This window comes from Hymenobacter swuensis DY53 (assembly GCF_000576555.1).
Lineage (GTDB): Bacteria > Bacteroidota > Bacteroidia > Cytophagales > Hymenobacteraceae > Hymenobacter > Hymenobacter swuensis.
Window position 1 is genome coordinate 402,868 of record NZ_CP007145.1, and the last position, 19,613, is coordinate 422,480.

The 19,613-nt window shown below is 58.0% G+C and carries 18 protein-coding genes; 13 read left to right on the forward strand and 5 right to left on the reverse strand.

From position 1 onward, the window contains the following. Window positions 1–59: 59 nt before the first annotated feature. Window positions 60–704 (forward strand): hypothetical protein, encoded by a 645-nt coding sequence (locus HSW_RS03215; protein WP_044000807.1) that lies wholly within the window; start codon window positions 60–62, stop codon window positions 702–704. Window positions 705–743: 39 nt separating this feature from the next. Beyond that, window positions 744–1,226 (forward strand): PRC-barrel domain-containing protein, encoded by a 483-nt coding sequence (locus HSW_RS03220; protein WP_052346060.1) that lies wholly within the window; start codon window positions 744–746, stop codon window positions 1,224–1,226. 174 nt (window positions 1,227–1,400) lie between these two features. On the opposite strand, the gene hemH is transcribed toward HSW_RS03220, so the two are convergent. Continuing rightward, a complete protein-coding gene (gene hemH / locus HSW_RS03225) occupies window positions 1,401–2,444 on the reverse strand; it encodes a ferrochelatase (RefSeq protein WP_044004053.1) in 1,044 nt (347 codons plus the stop codon). A gap of 216 nt (window positions 2,445–2,660) precedes the next feature. On the opposite strand from hemH, the gene era reads away from it, so the two are divergent. The 4 genes from era (at window position 2,661) to HSW_RS03245 (ending at window position 5,929) form a co-directional block, all read left to right on the forward strand. Then, a complete protein-coding gene (era, locus tag HSW_RS03230) occupies window positions 2,661–3,560 on the forward strand; it encodes a GTPase Era (protein ID WP_044000808.1) in 900 nt (299 codons plus the stop codon). Between the two features lie 166 nt (window positions 3,561–3,726). Beyond that, on the forward strand, window positions 3,727–5,049 hold the full coding sequence (gene der, locus HSW_RS03235; protein ID WP_044000809.1) for a ribosome biogenesis GTPase Der: 1,323 nt from the start codon (window positions 3,727–3,729) through the stop codon (window positions 5,047–5,049). A gap of 25 nt (window positions 5,050–5,074) precedes the next feature. Next, window positions 5,075–5,434, forward strand: a complete 360-nt coding sequence (locus HSW_RS03240) for a hypothetical protein (protein ID WP_052346061.1) — start codon at window positions 5,075–5,077, stop codon at window positions 5,432–5,434. 225 nt (window positions 5,435–5,659) lie between these two features. Further along, a complete protein-coding gene (locus HSW_RS03245) occupies window positions 5,660–5,929 on the forward strand; it encodes a hypothetical protein (RefSeq protein WP_044000810.1) in 270 nt (89 codons plus the stop codon). A gap of 107 nt (window positions 5,930–6,036) precedes the next feature. Here HSW_RS03245 and HSW_RS03250 read toward each other — a convergent pair whose 3' ends face one another. From HSW_RS03250 to HSW_RS03265, 4 genes are all read right to left on the reverse strand, one after another. Next, window positions 6,037–6,603: a hypothetical protein gene (locus HSW_RS03250; protein WP_044000811.1), complete on the reverse strand. Its 567-nt coding sequence runs from the start codon at window positions 6,601–6,603 to the stop codon at window positions 6,037–6,039. Window positions 6,604–6,965: 362 nt separating this feature from the next. Beyond that, the gene (gene murQ, locus HSW_RS03255) at window positions 6,966–7,769 is read right to left on the reverse strand and encodes an N-acetylmuramic acid 6-phosphate etherase (protein WP_044000812.1); all 804 of its coding nucleotides are present in this window, start codon (window positions 7,767–7,769) and stop codon (window positions 6,966–6,968) included. Window positions 7,770–7,817: 48 nt separating this feature from the next. Beyond that, window positions 7,818–8,108 carry a cytochrome b5 domain-containing protein gene (locus HSW_RS03260; protein WP_052346062.1) on the reverse strand — a complete coding sequence of 97 codons (291 nt, stop codon included), beginning with the start codon at window positions 8,106–8,108 and terminating at the stop codon, window positions 7,818–7,820. A 29-nt stretch (window positions 8,109–8,137) separates the two neighbouring features. Continuing rightward, the gene (locus HSW_RS03265) at window positions 8,138–9,322 is read right to left on the reverse strand and encodes a formimidoylglutamase (protein ID WP_044000813.1); all 1,185 of its coding nucleotides are present in this window, start codon (window positions 9,320–9,322) and stop codon (window positions 8,138–8,140) included. A 204-nt stretch (window positions 9,323–9,526) separates the two neighbouring features. Between HSW_RS03265 and HSW_RS03270 the strand changes: the two genes are divergently transcribed. The 7 genes from HSW_RS03270 (at window position 9,527) to HSW_RS03300 (ending at window position 19,233) form a co-directional block, all read left to right on the forward strand. Beyond that, entirely contained in the window at window positions 9,527–11,326 is a 1,800-nt protein-coding gene (locus tag HSW_RS03270; RefSeq protein ID WP_044000814.1) for an AMP-dependent synthetase/ligase, read from the forward strand. A 135-nt stretch (window positions 11,327–11,461) separates the two neighbouring features. Beyond that, on the forward strand, window positions 11,462–12,223 hold the full coding sequence (locus HSW_RS03275; RefSeq protein WP_081768236.1) for a carboxypeptidase-like regulatory domain-containing protein: 762 nt from the start codon (window positions 11,462–11,464) through the stop codon (window positions 12,221–12,223). Between the two features lie 149 nt (window positions 12,224–12,372). Then, window positions 12,373–12,849 carry a MarR family winged helix-turn-helix transcriptional regulator gene (locus HSW_RS03280; protein WP_044000816.1) on the forward strand — a complete coding sequence of 159 codons (477 nt, stop codon included), beginning with the start codon at window positions 12,373–12,375 and terminating at the stop codon, window positions 12,847–12,849. A gap of 182 nt (window positions 12,850–13,031) precedes the next feature. Beyond that, complete coding sequence (locus HSW_RS03285; RefSeq protein WP_044000817.1) at window positions 13,032–15,440, forward strand: 3-hydroxyacyl-CoA dehydrogenase/enoyl-CoA hydratase family protein; 2,409 nt, start codon at window positions 13,032–13,034, stop codon at window positions 15,438–15,440. Between the two features lie 39 nt (window positions 15,441–15,479). Continuing rightward, window positions 15,480–15,848, forward strand: coding sequence for a four helix bundle protein (locus tag HSW_RS03290; RefSeq protein WP_044000818.1), 369 nt, complete (start codon window positions 15,480–15,482; stop codon window positions 15,846–15,848). Window positions 15,849–15,894: 46 nt separating this feature from the next. Then, on the forward strand, window positions 15,895–17,073 hold the full coding sequence (locus tag HSW_RS03295) for an acetyl-CoA C-acyltransferase (RefSeq protein ID WP_044000819.1): 1,179 nt from the start codon (window positions 15,895–15,897) through the stop codon (window positions 17,071–17,073). Window positions 17,074–17,445: 372 nt separating this feature from the next. Then, on the forward strand, window positions 17,446–19,233 hold the full coding sequence (locus tag HSW_RS03300; RefSeq protein ID WP_044000820.1) for an acyl-CoA dehydrogenase family protein: 1,788 nt from the start codon (window positions 17,446–17,448) through the stop codon (window positions 19,231–19,233). Window positions 19,234–19,613 lie beyond the last annotated feature (380 nt).

Sequence of the window (19,613 nt, forward strand, 5' to 3'; positions counted from 1 at the left end):
CATCATATTGCAGTCTGCCCGCGTAAGGCACCTTCAACTACTTCCTGCATCCCGCTTCTATGGCCGACATCAACATTCAACGCAAGAAATCAACTCCCAGCCGCTGGCTGATTCTGCTGCTGGTGCTGGCCGCGCTGGCCGTGGCGGCTTACTTCCTTTTCCGGGCCGAAACCGCGCCGCCTACCGATGTGCCCGCCCCGGCCGGCTCCGGCATACCCGCCCCGCCAGATAGTACCACCGGCGCCGAAACCGGCCCCCGTCCGGCCACCGATGCCGTAGCCGACCTGGCCGCTGCCCCGGCCACGCCGGAGGTGCTGGCGGCCTTCGCCCAGGGCGATGCTGCCCAGCCTACGTATGGCCGCGAGGGGCTGCGCCTGCTGGCGGCCAACCTGGTAAGCCTGGCCGACCGGGACGACCTGCGCCGGCCCGCCATCCAGACCCGCCGCGACGACCTGACCAGTGCTATTAGCCGCCTGGATGAGGCCGGTACCAGCCTGCGCCCCGGCTATGTGGCTGCCGCGGCATTGGCTCAGGCTATGCAGCAGCAGAGCTATCCGGCGCTTGAAACGGAAGCCCGCGAACTGTCGGCTTTGGCTGGGAGTCTGAGTGGGCGTACTACCACGGCCGCCGAGCAGCAGCAGGTGCAGGACTACTTCACGCGGGCGGCGCGCCTTGCCCGGGCGCTCAACGAACCGCCCCAGTAAGCGTACCTGGCCTTTATTCTCTGCTTTTTCTTTGCTTCTATGGAACCCTCCACCGACCCCATTCCCTCCAGCCAGGGCCGGCACCTGCGCCGCCTGCGCGACCTAACCGAGTTTGAAGTAGCCGACGGCAACCCCGATGTGCGCGGCTGGGCCGTGCGCGGGGCCGACGGTCAGCAATTCGGTCAGGTGTTTGAGTTGATTGTGGATGCCGATGCTCTGAAGGTGCGCTATCTTGATATCGAACTGGACGAAAGCCTCAACATCAACGAGCGGGACCGGCATATTCTGCTGCCCATTGGAGTAGCTGCTCTCGACGAAGAAGCCGACAACGTATTTGTGCCTTCGCTCACGGCCCGGAGCGTGCTGGAGTATCCGCCCTACGTCGAAATTCAGATTACCCGGGAGTACGAGCAGGCCATGCTACGCGCCCTCAACCTGCCCCTGGCCGAAACCACCGAACCGGACTTCTACAACCAGCCCGGCTACGATGGCTCCCGCTTCTACCAGCGCCGGCTTCGGTAACAAGTCAACGGGATAAAGTCAAAGCCCAGCTGTCAGCCTGAGCCTGCGAAGGACCTTATTCCAATTGGACGGAAATCGTAATAACGACTCGTGCCAACATGATAAGGTCCTTCGCAGGCTCAGGCTGACAGCCGGGCTTTGACTTTTGACTTTACACCTTTGACTTCAAAAAGCCTAGTGCTGGCGCAGCATGTCGGCTACGGTTTCTACCCATTGCGGGTGGGTGTTGAGGCTGGGTACCAACTGCCAATGCTCTCCGCCGGCTTCCTCAAATAGCTCCTTAAATTCCTCGCCTACCTCAATGGTCGTTTCCAGGCAGTCGGCCACGAAGGCGGGGCTGAAGGCCAGCACGTTCTTGATACCTTTGGCCGGGAACTCCTTAATTACCTCATCGGTGTAGGGCTGCAGCCATGGGTCGCGGAGGCGGCTTTGCAGGCGACTCTGGAAGCAGGTGGTGTATTGTTCGGGCGAGAGTCCCAGAGCCTTACCCAACTGCCTCGACGTTTCGAAGCACTGGGCGCGGTAGCAGTAACGGTTGCTTTTGGTGTAGCTGGCGCAGCAGGAGCCCAGCTTGCAGTGCCCGTTGTGGCTGCCCTTCAGCACGTGCCGCTCCGGAATGCCGTGGTAGCTGAACACCACGTGGTCGTAGTCGTGCTTGGCCATTTCCTCCTTGCCCAGCGTGGCGAACGTGCCCACGAAGCCCGGCACCTCCACAAACGAGCTGATAAATGAGATGCTGGGCACTACCCACCACTTGCTCACAATCTCCATCACCTTCTCCTGTACCGAGCCGGTGCTGGCCGAGGCGTACTGCGGAAACAGCGGCAGCACGATGATGCGGTCTACGGCCGCGTCGCGCAGTTCCTGCAGCGCCTTCTCAATGCTGGGGTTCTGGTAGCGCATCCCGAAGGCCACCAGGTAGTTCTTGCCAAGCTTTTCCTGCACCAGCTTCTGCAAATCGAGGCCGTGGAACAGCAAAGGAGAGCCCCGTTCCGTCCAGAGTTGCTGGTAGATTTTGGCTGATTTGGGCGCGCGCAACGGTACCACCAGTCCCTGAAACAGCGGATACCGGATGGCGGCCGGCATGTCTACTACCCGGCCATCGGTCAGAAATTCGTTGAGGTAGCGGCGCACGTCGCCGGTCTGAGGCGAATCGGGCGTACCCAGGTTGACGAGCAGAACGCCGATGCGGCCGTTGGTAGGGGAGGTAGAAGGCATTTTATTGATCTGTTGGCTGTTAACCGCGGAGTGCAAGCCGGTGGCAGGAGAAAAAAGCCAGCGGGCCAGAAGCTCCAGCATCGGTTGATTGCGTCATTAACCGGCAAATCGGCTTTTTGACTTTAAATCGACCTGCAAAAGAAGCTAATAGCTGACAGCTAACCGCTAATGGCCTAAAATTACCGTACCTTTGCAGCCCAAATTTCAGATTCTGAAATGAATACATCTTCCAACCCGCACCGCGCTGGCTTCGTGAGCATTATCGGTAAGCCCAATGTGGGCAAGTCCACGCTCATGAATGCCCTGATGGGGGAGCGGCTCAGCATCGTCACCAGCAAGGCCCAGACCACGCGCCACCGCATCCTGGGCATCCTCAACGGCGAGGATTTCCAGCTGGTGTACTCCGATACGCCCGGCATCATCCAACCCAAATACGAGCTGCACAACGCCATGATGTCGTTCGTGTACTCTTCTTTGGAAGATGCCGATGTGATTCTGTTCGTGACCGACATCTACGAAAAGCACGACGAGGAGCCGGTGGTGGAGCGCCTGCGCAAGATGGTGGATACCCCCATTCTGTTGCTCGTCAACAAAATCGACCAGGCCGACCAGGCTGAGGTAGAAGCCAAGGTAGAGTACTGGCGCGAGCACCTGCCCAACGCCACCCGTGTGCTGCCCATTTCGGCCCTCGAAAAGTTCGGGACCGGCGAGCTGCTGGATCTGGTGCTGGGCTACCTGCCCGTGCACCCGCCCTACTACCCTAAAGACGAGCTGACCGATAAGCCCGAGCGGTTTTTTGCGGCCGAGATGATCCGAGAGAAAATCTTCAAGCTCTACAAAAAGGAGGTTCCGTACAGCTGCGAAGTTGAAATTGAGGAGTTCAAGGAGGATGAGGACATCATCCGGATGCGCTCCATTATTTACGTGGAGCGGGCCAGCCAGAAGGGCATCATCATCGGGCAGCAGGGCGCGGCCCTGAAGAAAGTGGGCACCTGGGCGCGCGAGGAAATGGAGAAGTTCTTCCAGAAGAAAGTCTTCCTCGAAATCCACGTCAAAATCAACGAAAACTGGCGCACCGACCCCAAAGCGCTGAGCCGGTTCGGGTACAATCAATAATATATGGTGCTTGGTTGTTAGTGCTTAGTGCCTGGGTCGTTCAGAGAAAGTAAAAACGGCCCAGGCACCAAGCACTAACAACTAAGCACTAAAATCCGACCTCACATTCACTTAACTACTCCGGGCACTGCCGAAACTGGTCGGGCCGGCGGCTGGAGTCAGACGCATGAAAAATACCATTGCCATTGTGGGCCGCCCGAACGTGGGCAAATCCACCCTGTTCAACCGCTTAGTAGGCCAGCGTAAGGCCATCATGGACAACGAGTCGGGCGTCACGCGCGACCGGCACTACGGCTACGGCGACTGGACGGGCAAGTACTTCACCGTGATTGACACGGGTGGCTACGTGCACAACTCCGACGACATCTTTGAAGGCGAAATCAACAAGCAGGTAAAGCTGGCTATTGACGAGGCCGACGTGGTGCTGTTCATGGTAGATGCCGATACCGGCGTGCATCACCTCGATGAGGAGTTTGCCAGCGTATTGCGCCGCTACCAGGGCAAAAAGCCCATCTACATCATCGCCAATAAGGCCGATACCAATGCCCGCGCCCACGCTTCCGGCGAGTTCTACACCTTGGGCGTTGGCGACGGTGAAATTTTCCCCATCAGCTCCCAGAGCGGCTCGGGCACCGGTGATTTGCTGGATGCTGTGGTAAGCCACTTCGAGGAAGAAGGCGTGGAGGAGCCCGACCTGGGCATTCCGAAAATTGCCGTGGTGGGCCGCCCGAACGTGGGCAAGTCCTCGTTCGTGAACCTGCTGCTGGGCACCGACCGTAGCATTGTGACGGATATTGCCGGCACCACCCGCGACTCTATCCAGGCGCGTTACAACGCCTTCGGCAAGGAGTTCATGCTGGTGGATACGGCCGGTCTGCGCCGCAAAACCAAGGTGCACGAAGACGTGGAGTTCTACTCCGTGCTGCGCTCCATCCGGGCGCTGGAGGAAGCCGATATCTGCGTGGTGATGCTGGACGCTACCCGGGGCATTGAGGCTCAGGATGTGAACATCATCGGTCTGGCCGATAAGAACCGCAAGGGCATCGTGATTCTGGTGAACAAGTGGGACCTCATTGAGAACAAGGAAACCAACACGGCCAAGGAGTTCGAGGCCAAAATCATGGAGAAGATTGCGCCTATTGCGTATCCGCCCGTGATTTTCGTGTCGGTACTCACCAAGCAGCGCGTGCACAAGGCCATTGAGACGGCCATTGAGGTGTACGAGAACAAGCGCCGTAAAATTCCGACTTCAGAGCTGAACGAGGTGATGCTGAAGGAAATTGAGAAGTATCCGCCGCCCATCCAGAAGGGCAAGCTGGTGCGCATCAAGTACGTCACGCAGCTGCCCACGCACAATCCGGTATTCGCCTTCTTCTGCAACCTGCCGCAGTACGTGAAGGAAAGCTACACCCGCTATCTGGAAAACCGCCTGCGTGAGAAGTTCGACTTTACCGGCGTACCCATCGGCATCGTGTTCCGCAAGAAATAGCAGGTAACTGATTGGGCTGGTGGAAATGAAAATTTCTTCCGCCAGCCGGGTTACCTTCTGCGGAAACTTCTATAAAGCTTCGATTTCCAGCATAAGCCACGAAATCGAAGCTCTTCAAACTGACATTCATTCTATTACATCCCCCATCATGAAAAAGGTATTGTTCCTCGCCCTGGCTGCTGTTTCGTTCTCTTTCGCTTCGTGCGACAGCAAAACCGAAAACGCTCAGGAAGCTCAGGCTGAAAATGTAGAAGACGCTGGCGAAGCTAAGGCTGACGCTATGGAAGATGCTGGCAACGAAGCCGGTGCTGACTCGGTAGAAACCACTACCGAAGCCAAAGCCGACGCTATGGAAAACGCTGCTGACGCAACCGACGCCAAGTAAGCTGGCGCGCCGCTCGGCGCCCACAAAAAAAGGCTGTTTCCCTCGCGGGGAGCAGCCTTTTTTTGTGTTGCAATGCGTGCGAAAAATAAGGATAAAAGAAAAGCCTGAAAAAAGTTAAGCATCGTCGGGTTACCTTTTCTGGTAGCGGCTTATAAAGCTCCGATTGACGGTGAAAGCCGGCCAATTACTCCCAACTGAATTTCCATCTCTCACATCCCCCTGATCATGAAAAAAGTACTGTTCCTCGCCCTGGCTGCTGTTTCGTTCTCCTTCGCTTCGTGCGATAGCCAGAAAGAAAACAACATGGAGCAAGCTGCTGACAACGTAGAAGCTGCTGGCGAAGAGAAAGCCGATGCTATGGAAGCTGCTGGCAACGAAGCTGGTGCTGACTCGGTAGAAAACGCTACCGAAGCCAAAGCTGACGCTATGGAAGATGCCGCTGATGCCCAGCCCAGCCAGGCTACTCCTGCTCCCGCTACTACTCCTGCTCAGTAATTACTGCAGCGTCTAGGACGCAAAAAGAGGCTCTCCGCTTGCGGAGAGCCTCTTTTTGTTTGTGGTGCCAGAAACTGGACCAAGTGTTGATAAGTTTGGCTATCAGCTTAGCCCAGGCGGCGCTGTAATAGGCTGTCTACTATTTCAAATAGCTTGCGCGGGGCATAGGTACGCCAGGGCATCTCGTCCAGCTGGCCGCCAAAATTGAGGTAGGAATCCACATTGTACTGGCGCATCTCGCGGATAACGTGCTCCTGAAAGTTCACGGCCGCAATCCAGCCGTCTTCTACATCCTCAAACCATTCCTCGTAATAGGAGTCATCGGAGCCGTGGAAGTTGAACACGTTTTCGCCGATGAGCACGAACTTGCGGATGCCTTCGTGCGTCATCAGGTCGATAATGTTACGCTTGAGCAGCATGATATCGTTTTCAATGGCGTCGTTCCACTCACCGATAAACTCCAGCACGGCCGTACCCAGGTCGTAATCCACGAACAGGATTTTCAGGTACAGCGTCTCCGAGTCGAGGCTGTCCCACTGCGGATGAATGTAGTAACCGTAAATAGTATTGACGTAGCTGTCGAGACTGTTTTCAGCTTCAAACAAAGGGGAGCGAGGGTCTTCGCTGGCCTGATATTGATCCAGCCAGGCGTAATGCGGCTCGAGAGTGTGCATAGAGAAACAGATTGCTTACAACACGAAACGGTAAGCAATGGCAATGTGTTCGGCTACGAGAATGTTCCGCAACAGAATAGCAGGTAAAGAGACACACCGCCAACAAGCAGTCCGAGGAAGCTGATAAGCAAAGCGCACACCCCCAGAGTCCAACGTTTGGCCCGCCAAGCCGACATACTGATGATAACTAGCACAAAAGCCAGAGGTAAAAGGATAATTCCACCGTCGCCCAGACTCATCAACGCATCACTCGGCTCTATTTTTAGGATAAGATAAACTAGTCCCGTTTGCGCTAAAGACAACGCAACAATAAGCCAAAGTGTGGTGGGACTGTAAGCTGGAATGACGCGCATACGTTGCGTTTAATCATTATACGCCACCAGCGCCGCCCGCACCGAGCCATGCTGCCGCAGCAGGGCGGCGGCTTCAGGTTGCGCAATACCCAGTTCGTCCATCAGCATTTTTTCGCCCCGGTCTACCAGCTTGGCGTTGCTGAGCTGCATATCCACCATTTTGTTTCCCTTCACGCGGCCCAGGCGAATGAAAGTGGCGGTAGTCAGCATGTTGAGCACCAGCTTCTGGGCGGTGCCGGCTTTGAGGCGAGTGCTGCCGGTGACAAATTCCGGGCCCGTCACTACTTCCACCGGAAACTCCGCCACGGCCGCCACCCCGGAATCAGCGTTGCACACAATGCAGCCCGTGGCTACGCCGTGCCGACGGGCCTGTTCCAGGCCGCCAATCACGTAGGGCGTCCGGCCGGAGGCAGCAATACCGACGACGATATCCTGCGCAGTGATGCTGTATCCCTCTAGGTCACGCCAAGCCTGCTCCGCGTCGTCCTCCGCATTTTCCACGGCCTTCCGGATTGCCGTGTCGCCGCCGGCAATGAGGCCGATAACCACGCCGTGGGGCACGCCAAATGTGGGCGGGCACTCCGAGGCATCCAGAATGCCCAGTCGCCCGCTGGTGCCGGCGCCAATGTAGAATAACCGGCCGCCAACTACCAAACGGGCCACGGTGGCTTCTACCAGGGCCTCAATCTGGGGCAGGGCCTTCGCCACAGCCTGCGGCACGGTTTGGTCTACGCTGTTAATGCCCGCCAGCAACTCCGCCGTCGAAAGGGTTTCAAGGTTGTTGAAAACGGAAGGACTTTCAGTGGTACTCATACGGGCAGAACAGGGAAAGGAAAACAGACTAACAGGCGGCCGGATGGATCAGATCAGCCGCCCGATAACTGGGAATTTATCAAAAACATTGGGGGTATGTGGGGCGTCTTGGTCCAGTTCCTTGGTCAGGTCCTGGCCGGCCCAGTGTTCGTAGTGGTTGCCGCGCTTCCAGAGGCGGGAGCGGCTTACATCGTAAATATTGCCGTGGTACGCTACCCAGATTTCGTCCCGGTCCTGCCCGTTGCGCAAAGCCAACTGGCTGCGGGTGTAGGTAGGGAGGTCGTTTTCTGTTTGCCGTTTTTCGTTGTGCGGACTGTTGGTAAAAGAGTGGTCATCCATGAAGCGAGCAACAAAAAGCGAAATACGAATCAACCCAGCAGTGCCTGCGTCAGAATCCAGCGGTGCGGCACGTCTCCCTGTGCCGCGTGCAGGTAGTCTTGGTAGCTACAGGGCACAATGCGTTTCATACTGCCCGTCATGTTTACCACTTCCATCCACCACCGGTCCGTTTGTTGCGACTTGTAGAACACAATCCGGTCGGGGCCTTCCTGCTCACTGTCTCCCAGCGGACTATAATCAGGCGGTCCGTGCAGGCCGGCCGCATAGCGCACAAAATTGGGGCCGCGGAAATCGGTTTCCCGGCGGCGGTAATAGTAACCCTCCACAAAATACCAGAGCATGGTAGCCAGCACCATGGATGCTAGTCCATGCGTGTCGTAATCGGGGCGGTAGCCGTAAAGGCCGAACGAAGTAAGCTGATCGTTGCAGCCCGCGTACCAGGCCAGCTTGGCCGCTTCCTCGTTGGTCAGCCCAAACGGATTGGCCGGGTAATAGCCGGGAGCATCATTCCAGCGCAGGGCCGCAATATCAAAGCTCACAAAATCAGCCTGCCGCAATAATGGTTCGGCCTGCCGGATATCGTCGCGAATCTGGCCTACACGCAGCGTTTCGAAGTGCAGCTTTTCCAGAGCCGTCAGTACATCGGGCGCCACTAGGTACTGCTGGTGGGCCAGTTGGGCGAAGTTGAACAGGAAGCTGGGCTCGTGCAGCAGCATCCGCCGCAGGTGGCTGTCTTCGGGAAAAGCCGAATCGGGTTCGGCCATGTCCACGCGCGCATCAATAGTGGCGAAGCATACGGGCCGATCCAGAGTTTCGTACGCCAGGAACTGACCATAATCCAGGTCGTGGGAGCCACCTAGCAGCAGCGGCACGGTGTTGTGCTCCAGCAAAGCCGCAATAATTTCGCGCAGACGCTGATATGTGTCTTCCAGCGTGAGGCCGGGTCGTAGGTTGCCCAGGTCCACTAAGCGGCAGGGTCCGGTGCCTTTCTGCAACCGGTAGAAGTGATGACGCACGGCATCGGCCCCATGAGCGACCGGAGTCCCGGCGGCACTGCCCCGCCATTCATCCAGCCCGATCAGGGCCAGATCAGCTGACCGCCAGTCCGGAAACGCATCCAGAAAGGGCGTGACGTAGCCGGCCAGGGTGGTGGGAGAGGAGGCGGATGCTACCAGCTCTTCGGCGAGCGGGTCAAAAAAGATGGCCAGATTCATCGTGCGCGGAGGGGGCGAACTCCGACAAAGCTACGCAAAAGCCCGCCACGGCCCTATCGGGGTTTTGCAGACAATAGGAGTTTTCCCGCGAAAAAAGTAGTTATTTAAGCGGTAGTTCCTGTCCGGCTTGCTCCCTGGCGCCGTAAGCAGGCTACTGTTGTTCTTATCTCCAGTTGCCCATCCCACCAACGTCTCCACCACCATATGGACATCCGCCGTACGTTCGACTTGCTGCCCCAGCTGCAGCAAAAGTATAACAAGCCTGACTGCTTTGCCTACAAGCTCAACGGCCAGTACACCCCCATCAGCACCGATACCGTCATTGAGAAAGTCAACCAGGTAAGCCTGGGCCTGCGCGGCCTCGGCATCGGCAAAGACGATAAGGTAGCCATCATTTCGATGAACCGGCCGGAGTGGATGTTTGCCGATTTTGGGATTGCGCAACTGGGCGCTACCAGCGTGCCTATGTACCCCAGCATCACGGTGGAAGACTACAAGTACATCTTCACCGACGCCGGCGTGAAGGCCATTTTCGTGTCAGATCAGAAGCTGTATGATAAGGTGAAGGAGGCCACTGAGGGGTTAGATATTCCCACCCAGAACGTTTTTACCTTCGATGAGGTCGGCGGCGCCCGCCACTTCAACGAGCTGCTGGAACTGGGAAAAAAAGGCAACCCCGCCGACTTGGAACCCCTGAAGGCCGCCGTGCAGCCCAACGACCTGCTCACGCTGATTTACACCTCGGGCACTACGGGCCAGCCCAAAGGCGTGATGCTGAGCCACAACAATATCCTCAGCAACTGCCGCAACGCCCAGCGCTTCGTGCCCGTCACGGAGAATGATAAGGCCCTGAGCTTCCTGCCGCTCTGCCACATATTCGAGCGCATGGTGACGCACATCTACCTGCTCAATGGCGTCAGCATTTACTACGCTGAGAGCATGGAAAGCATTGCCGAAAACTTGCGTGAGGTGAAGCCCGAAATCTTCACCACCGTGCCGCGCCTGCTGGAGAAGGTATATGATAAGATTGTGGCGAAAGGCCACGAGCAAACCGGCGTCAAGAAAAGCCTATTCTTCTGGGCCCTTAACCTAGGCCTGAAGTACGACAACCAGAAGGACGGCGGCTTCTTGTATAATACGCAGCTGGCTCTGGCCAACAAGCTCATCTTCAGCAAGTGGCGCGAGGCGCTGGGCGGCAACTTGCGCTGCATCGTGAGCGGGGGCGGAGCTCTTCAGCCGCGCTTGGCTCGCGTGTTCTGGGCCGGTGGCATCCGCGTGATGGAAGGCTACGGCCTCACCGAAACCTCGCCGGTAATTGCTGTGGGTGGCTATGAGCCCGAAAACAACATGATTGGTACGGTAGGCCCTATCATCGACAACACCGAGGTGAAAATTGCCCAGGACGGTGAAATCCTCACTAAGTCGGAGTCGGTAATGCTGGGCTACTACAACAAGCCCGAGCTAACGGCCAAGGAATTCGACGCCGACGGCTGGTTCCATACCGGCGACATTGGGGAGATGGTAGAAGGCAAATTCCTGAAAATCACCGACCGTAAGAAGGAGATGTTCAAGACCTCGGGCGGCAAGTACATTGCCCCGCAGGTCATTGAAGGTAAGCTCAAGGAGTCGCCGCTGGTAGAGCAGTGCATGGTAGTAGGCGACGGTCAGAAGTTCGCCTCCGCCCTCGTCATCCCTGCCTTCGACGACCTAAAGGGCTGGTGCAAGCGCAATGGTGTGGACTGCAACTGCTCCAACGAGGAGCTGGTGAAGAACGAGAAGGTGGTGAAGATGTACAACGAGTTGGTCAACAAGTACAACACCGGCTTCGCACAGTGGGAGCAGGTGAAGCGCATTGCGCTGCTGCCCCAGCTCTGGACCGTGGAAACCGGCGAGATGACGCCCACCATGAAGGTAAAGCGCAAAATCATCACCCAGAACAACCAAGAAATCATTGAAGGCCTGTACCAGAACGCCGAGAAGCCGGCCGGCGCCGGCGGCCACTAGGTCCGACGGCCGCAACTGCCTGGCCCCGAACGGCCCGCCTACCGCGTTGCGGTGGGCGGGCCGTTCGTTTTGGTGGGAATTGGCACGGTGTTAGATAAAGGATGAATAGTTCCTCATCCTCTAACTTTATTTTTTATGTCGCCTATGTTTCGCCCCTTCGTTACTCTGTCAGTGCTAGTTATCGGTGGTCTGCTGACTGCCTGCAATAATGAAAAAGAAGTGCCCGCGCCCACACTCGCGACGCTGACGGGCCAGGTGAGCGTAGTTGATGAGCTTGCCCAGCCCACGATGGCCGCGGGCGTCATCGTCACCGTCGGGAGCGGCGCGCAGCAGCGCACAACCACCACAGACGCCACCGGTGCCTACAGGCTGGCCGATCTGCCCGCGGCCAGGTACACGCTGGTCTTCACCCGCCCCGACGTCGGGACTCTCTATGCGCCGGTAGAGCTGAGTGAGCAGCAACGCAGTGCCACGCGCAATGTTGAGCTGGGGCAAATGTCCAGTACCCGCGTCAACTCCCTGACCTTCCAGGGTATCAGCATGGTCGGGTCGATGCAGGTAGTAGAGATTATGCGGGACGCAACGTGCAATGCGCAGAAGTATCCGGATGGGTACTTCGTGGATACGTACTTCGGTGACACTCCTACCGTTAGCTCTTCTAACTATAAAATCAGATTCGGGGGCGGGGCCAACGTCAACCCGGCGCGTTCCGCCTTCTCCATCAGCTCGCTGCGCGCAGCCGGCTTCGCCAGCGGCACTACGGTGTACGCTATATCCTACGGCGCCGCTAAACGCGACATCCGCTACGAGGCAGCGGTGCCAGCCAACGCTCCGAATGGTGTCACGTCCAACCTCAACGCCACGCCTTCCAACGTCGTGAGCTTCACGATGCCCTAAGCCCGGCCGCTGCCGCCCAATCCGGCCCGCCTACCGCCCTGCGGTGGGCGGGCCGCTTGCTGGATAGGGGAGTGCCAAATTTTTTTGGCTAACTTAGTATGCAAGCATAACAGTTTTCTGTATGTTTACCGGACTTGCAGTACCTCCCCATGACTCCCGAAGAAACCGTCGATTATAACATCAAGGTTGCCTGGCACGCCATTTCGCGTATGTATAATACGCAGGCCGCCAAGCACGACATCACCACGAGCATTGGCTTCGTGCTGCTGAACATCGACCAGGAAAACGGCACGCCCGCTACCAAAATTGCGCCGCTGCTGGGCCTCGAAACCCGCTCCCTGACGCGCATTCTGCGCTCGATGGAAGAAAAGGGCCTCATCTATAAACAGGCCGACACCCAGGACAAACGCTCGGTGCGCATCTTCCTGACCGAGGAAGGCCTGCGCGGCAAGGAAATTTCCCGCCAGACGGTGCGCCACTTCAACCTGAAGGTGCGCGACAAAATTCCGCAGAGCGAGCTGAACGTGTTTTTCAAAGTAGTAGCTCAGATTACGGGCATGATTGAGGGCAAAACCCTCTACGACGACTTCAAACTGAAACCCCTGCGCTCCGAGTCGCCGGCCTAGCCGAGCGGTTAGCTATTGGCCCCTGGCTGATAGCTTTCTTGTTTTCCACCGGTATTGCCCGTGGAAACGTAGAAGCAACAACTCGGCATGACGAGTACTTTCAACCAGACGCTGGCGGCTTGTGGCTGACAGCCTGGAGCTTACATAAAACTTATTTCTTCCCACCTCATTCCTCCCCACGAATGAACCGTACCATCAAAAAAGTAGCCGTATTGGGCTCCGGGGTGATGGGCTCGCGCATTGCGTGCCACTTCGCCAACATCGGTGTGCAGGTACTGCTGCTCGACATTGCGCCCAAGGAGCTGCTGCCCGCCGAGGAGGCCAAAGGCCTGAAGCTGGACAACCCGGCCGTGAAGAACCGCATCGTGAATGCCTCTCTGCAGGCGGCCGTGGCGGCCAACCCCTCGCCGCTCTACCGCAAGCAGGACGTGAGCCGCATCAAGACCGGCAACTTCGACGACAACCTCAAGGACATTGCCGGCTGCGACTGGACGATTGAGGTGGTAGTGGAGCGTCTTGACATCAAAAAGGGCCTGTTTGAGCGCGTAGAGCAGTTCCGCAAGCCCGGCACGCTCATCACCTCAAACACCTCGGGCATTCCGATTCATATGATGACGGAAGGTCGTTCCGACGACTTCCGCAAGCACTTCTGCGGTACGCACTTCTTCAACCCGCCCCGCTATCTGAAGCTGCTCGAAATCATCCCGACGCCGGAAACCGACAAGTCGGTGGTGGATTTCCTGATGCACTACGGCGACCTGTACCTGGGCAAAACCACGGTATTGGCCAAGGATACCCCGGCCTTCATTGCCAACCGCGTGGGCGTATTCGCCATCATGGACGTGGTGCAGGTGATGAGCGAGCTGGGCCTGACGGTGGAGGAAGTGGACAAGCTGACCGGGCCGGTTATCGGCCACGCTAAGTCGGCCACGTTCCGCACTTCCGACGTGGTGGGTCTGGATACGATGATCAACGTGGCCAACGGCCTCGCCCAGAATCTGCCCAACGACGAAGCCAAGCACGTGTTCCAATTGCCCGACTTCATCAAGAAGATGGCCGAGAACAAGTGGCTGGGCGATAAAACCGCCCAGGGCTTCTACAAGAAAGTGAAGGGCGCCGGTGGTAAGTCGGAAATTCAAGCCCTCGACCTGAATACGCTGGAATACAAGCCCAGCGCCAAGGTGAAATTTGCCACCCTGGAAGCCACCAAGCCGATTGAAAAGCTGGCGGACCGCTTCAAGGTGCTGGCCGCCGGCAAAGACAAGGCTGGGGACTTCTACCGCAAGACCTTCGCGGGCCTGTTTGCCTACGTGAGCAACCGGATTCCGGAAATCACCGACTCGCTCTACAAGATTGACGACGCCCTGCGCGCCGGCTTCGGCTGGGACCTGGGCCCCTTCGAAACCTGGGATGCCCTGGGCGTGCAGAAGGGTCTGGAGCTGGCCAAGGCCGAAGGCAAAACCGTAGCGCCGTGGGTAGAGGAGATGGTAGCCGCCGGCCACACCGCCTTCTATAAAGTGAGCGAAGCGGGCGTGAAGCAGTTCTACGACATCGAGTCGAAGAGCTACCAGGCCATTCCGGGCATGGAGAACTTCATCATTCTGGATAACCTGCGCGCCACGGGTAAAGTGCTGTGGAAAAATGCCGGGGCTTCGGTGCTCGACATGGGCGACGGTATCCTGAACGTGGAGTTCCACTCGAAGATGAACGCGCTGGGTTCCGACGTAATCCAGGGTTTGCTGAAAGGCGTGGAGCTGGCCGAAAAGGACTTCCGCGGCCTCGTGGTAGGCAACGACGCGCCGAACTTCTCGGCCGGTGCCAACCTGGGCCTCGTGTACATGTTTGCGCTGGACCAGGAGTACGACGAGCTGAACCTGATGATTGCCCAGTTCCAGCAGGCCATGATGCGGATGCGCTACAGCAGCATTCCGGTGGTGGGCGCGCCCCACGGCCTGGCCCTGGGCGGCGGCTGCGAGCTGAACCTGCACTGCGACCGGGTGGTAGCGGCGGCCGAAACCTACATGGGCCTCGTGGAATTCGGCGTGGGCCTGATTCCGGGCGGCGGCGGCACCAAGGAAATGACTTTGCGCACCGCCCTCAAGTACGAGGAAGGCGAGCCGGAGTACAACCTGCTGCGCAACGCCTTCATGACGGTGAGCACCGCCAAAGTATCCACCTCGGCCCACGAAGCCTTCGACCTGGGCTTCCTGCGCCGCGGCGACGAAGTGGTGGTGAACTCCAACCGCGTACTGGCCCAGGCCAAAGCCGCCGCCATTGAGCTGGCCGAGGATGGCTACACCCAGCCGCTGCAGAAAACCAACATCAAGGTGCAGGGCAAAGGCGCCCTGGGCATGTTCCTGACCGGCGTGCACGCCATGAAGGAAGGCCGCTACATCTCCGACCACGACGTGAAAATTGCCAACAAGCTGGCCTACATCATGTGCGGCGGCGACCTGAGCAGCCCCACCGAAGTATCGGAGCAGTACCTGCTGGACCTGGAGCGCGAAGCCTTCCTCAGCCTCACCGGCGAGCGGAAAACGCTGGAGCGGATTCAGTCGATTCTGACGACCGGCAAACCGCTTCGTAATTAGAACTGAGAATTGAGAGCTTAGAACTTAGAGTTGTTCTGTATGGTAAGTCGGCATCGTTTTCGGGATTTAAAAATCTGGCAGAAGGCGATGCTGATTACCAAGCTCACTTATCAATGCTGCGTGCTGTTTCCGCCTGACGAACGGTTCGGGCTAACCTCGCAGATGCGCCGGGCTGCTGTTTCTATTCCTTCAAACATTGCTGAAGGAGTTGGGCGTGGTTCAGCAAAAGATTTCGGACAGTTTCTTTCAATTGCCACCGGTTCAGCCTACGAGTTAGAAACCCAGTTTCTGCTGGCGGCTGAGTTCGGATACTTAGATGAAACCCGATTACAAGCCGTGGTAAGTGAGTTGGTAGAACTGCAAAAGATGCTCTACGGCTTTCAAAAAAGTCTTCAATCTGAGAACTAACCACCAGAGTCTAAGCTCTAAGTTCTCACCTCTAACTTCTACTAACATGAACGCATATATCGTAGCCGGTTACCGTACGGCCGTTGGCAAAGCCAACCGTGGCGGTTTCCGCTTCACCCGTCCCGATGACCTCGCCGCCGACGTCATCAAGCACTTGGTGGCCTCGGTGCCCCAGCTGGACCCAACCCGCATCGACGACGTGATTGTGGGCAACGCCGTGCCGGAGGCCGAACAGGGCCTGCAGATGGGCCGTCTGATTTCGCTGCTGGCTTTGCCGATGAACGTGTCGGGCCTCATCGTGAACCGCTACTGCGGTTCCGGCGTGGAAACCATTGCCATGGCCGCCGGTAAAATTGCCGCCGGCATGGCCGACTGCATCGTGGCCGGTGGTACCGAAAGCATGAGCCTGGTGCCCACCGTGGGCTGGAAAACCGTGCCCAACTACAAGCTCGCCCAGCAGCATCCTGATTACTACCTCGGTATGGGCCTCACCGCCGAAGCCGTGGCCCAGGATTACGGCATCACCCGCGAAGACCAGGACCAGTTTGCCTACAACTCGCACCAGAAGGCCATCAAAGCCATCCAGGAAGGCAAGTTCAAGGAGCAGATTGTGCCCGTAACCGTGGAGGAAACCTACCTCGACCAGGCCACCGGCAAAAAGAAAAACCGCTCGTTCGTAGTCGATACCGACGAAGGCCCCCGCGCCGATACCTCCCTGGAAGCCCTGGGCAAGTTGCGCCCCGTGTTTGCCGCCAACGGCTCGGTAACGGCTGGTAACTCCTCGCAGACTTCCGACGGGGCCGCCTTCGTCATTGTGATGTCGGAGCGCATGGTGAAGGAGCTGAACCTGGAGCCGATTGCCCGCATGGTGACCTACGCCACCGAAGGCATCGACCCGCGCATCATGGGCATGGGCCCCATTAAGGCCGTGCCGAAGGCGCTGCGCCAGGCCGGCATGAAGCTCCAGGACATCGACCTGTTTGAGCTGAACGAGGCCTTCGCCTCCCAGAGCCTCGCCGTGATGCGCGAGCTGGACATGGACCAGAGCAAAGTGAACGTGAACGGCGGCGCCATTGCCCTCGGTCACCCGCTGGGCTGCTCCGGTGCCAAGCTCAGCATCCAGCTGTTCCACGAGCTGCGCGCCCGGGGCCAGAAGTACGGCATGGTAACCGCCTGCGTAGGCGGCGGCCAGGGCGTAGCTGGCATCTACGAATTGCTGAAGTAGCACACGCTTTAGCTTGTGCCGTGGGCGGCCCGAAGCCCAGCTTCGGACGGAAAACTCAGCCGCTCACGGCACAAGCCAAAGTTCCGGTAACTGATTTGTCATCCTGAGCGGAGAGAAGGACCTTATCACGCCAGAACGAATCGTTATAATGCGATAAGGTCCTCCGCTCCGCTCAGGATGACAGACGGTTGACAAAGATTTCCCCGCTGATCCGGGGTTTTCTTTTCGTGAACTAGTCGGCAAGCATAACAAATTTTTGTATCTTTCGGTACGACAAAACAACGGAGCTTACTTGCCGGTAAATAGTAGGTAAGCCGAGTAGTTCCTCTTCTTTTTGACTTCGAATTTTCCCACATCAACCCTCACCCGGTCATGGAAGTAACCAACCAACTTGTGAAAGGCGGCGAGTTTATCATCAAGGAAACCGACGCCCAGGACGTATTTACGCCCGCCGATTTTTCGGAGGAGCAGAACATGATGCACCAGACCGCTCTCGACTTCGTGGAGAAGGAGGTGACGCCGCTGCTGGACCGCCTCGATAACCACGAGGAAGGCCTCATGCGCGGCCTGATGGAAAAGGCCGGCGAGCTGGGCCTGTTCGGCGTGAGCATTCCCGAGCAGTACGGCGGGTTGGACATGGACTTCCCCACGTCGCTGCGCGTGACGGAGGGTGTGGGTGGTGGCCACTCGTTCCCGGTGGCTTTCGCGGCCCACACCGGCATTGCCATGCTGCCTATTCTATACTTCGGCAACGAGGAGCAGAAAGCCAAGTACCTGCCCGGCCTCACCAACGGCGAGCTGATGGGTGCCTACTGCCTCACCGAGCCCGGCTCCGGTTCCGACGCCCTAGGCGCCAAAACCAAAGCCATGCCCACCGAGGACGGCGAGCATTACGTGCTCAACGGCCAGAAAATGTGGATTACGAACGGTGGTTTCGCCGACGTATTCATCGTGTTTGCCCAGGTGGACGGTGATAAGTTCACCGGCTTCATCATCGAGAAAGAAACGCCTGGCCTGAGCCTCGGCAACGAGGAGCACAAGATGGGTATCAAGGGTTCCTCGACCCGCCAGGTGTTCCTGTCCGACGTGAAAGTGCCGAAATCGGCGGTGCTGGGCGAGATTGGCAAAGGCCACCTCATTGCCTTCAACATCCTGAACATCGGCCGCATCAAGCTGGCGGCCGCTTGCCTGGGTGCTACCAAAATGGCTTCCACGCTGAGCGTGAAATATGCCAACGAGCGGGTGCAGTTCAAGCTGCCCATCAGCAAGTTCGGCGCTATCAAGTACAAGCTGGCCCAGCAGGCTGTGCGGATCTACGCCGTAGAATCGGCTATTTACCGCGCCGGCATGGACATCTACCGCATGGAGCAGGAGCTGCTCGGCAAAGGCCAGAGCCACAACGAGGCTCTGCTGGGTGCCGCCCGCGAGTTTGCCGTGGAGTGCGCTCTGCTGAAAGTAGAAGGCTCGGAAGTGCTCGACTACGTGGTGGACGAAGGCGTGCAGATCTACGGTGGCTATGGCTTCTCGGCCGACTACCCGATGGACCGCGCTTACCGGGATTCGCGCATCAACCGCATCTTCGAGGGCACCAACGAAATCAACCGCATGCTGCTCGTGGACATGATCCTGAAAAAGGGTCTGAAAGGCGAGCTGGATCTGATGGGCCCGGCCCAGGCCGTGCAGCAGGAGCTGATGGCTATTCCGGACTTCAACTTGGAAGAAGAAACCGGCCTGTTCGCCGCCGAGAAAAAGACCATTGCCAAGCTGAAAAAGGCCATCCTGATGGTAGCCGGTACGGCCGTGCAGAAGTACATGAACTCGCTCGCCAAGGAGCAGGAAGTACTGATGAACATTGCCGACATGGCCATCAAGGTGTACACCGCCGAAAGCACGCTGCTGCGCGTGGAGAAAGAAGCCGCCGCTAAAGGCGAGGAGGCCGTTTCGACGCAGATCGACATTGCCCGCGTGTACCTCTACGACACCGTGGATCAGGTGAATAAGTTCGGCAAGGACGCCATCGGCACCATGACCGAGGGTGACGAGCAGCGTCTGCTGGCCATGGGCCTAAAGCGCTTCACCAAAGCCGACCTCTACAACGCCAAAGAAGCTCGTCGCCGCATCGCCGACAAGCTGATTGCCGCCAACGAGTACGCCTACTAAATCACGGATTTAGCCGGATTCATCGGATTTCGCGGATGTTGCGGGCGGTGCTGGCAGGCGCTTCCTGCGAACCGTGAAACCGATGAGAATCTGAGAAACCGCAAGCCGCTCCCGTTTCGGGGGCGGCTTGCTGCGTTTTGGGCCGGTTGTCATTCCGACCGAAGGGAGGAATCTGGGTGGGGCCGCCAGAACGAGGTAGAGACGCGACACTTCGCGTCTCGTCGTTGCTGACTTTGTTACGGTCGCTGCCTAGCTGGCGGTATTCCGGTCGTTCAACGCAGAGACGCGAAATGTCGCGTCTCTACCTCGTTCTGGCGGCCTGAAAAACATGACTCAGCACAACGCCAGCGGCCGGGCTGCCGTTTGCTGATACATCTCCC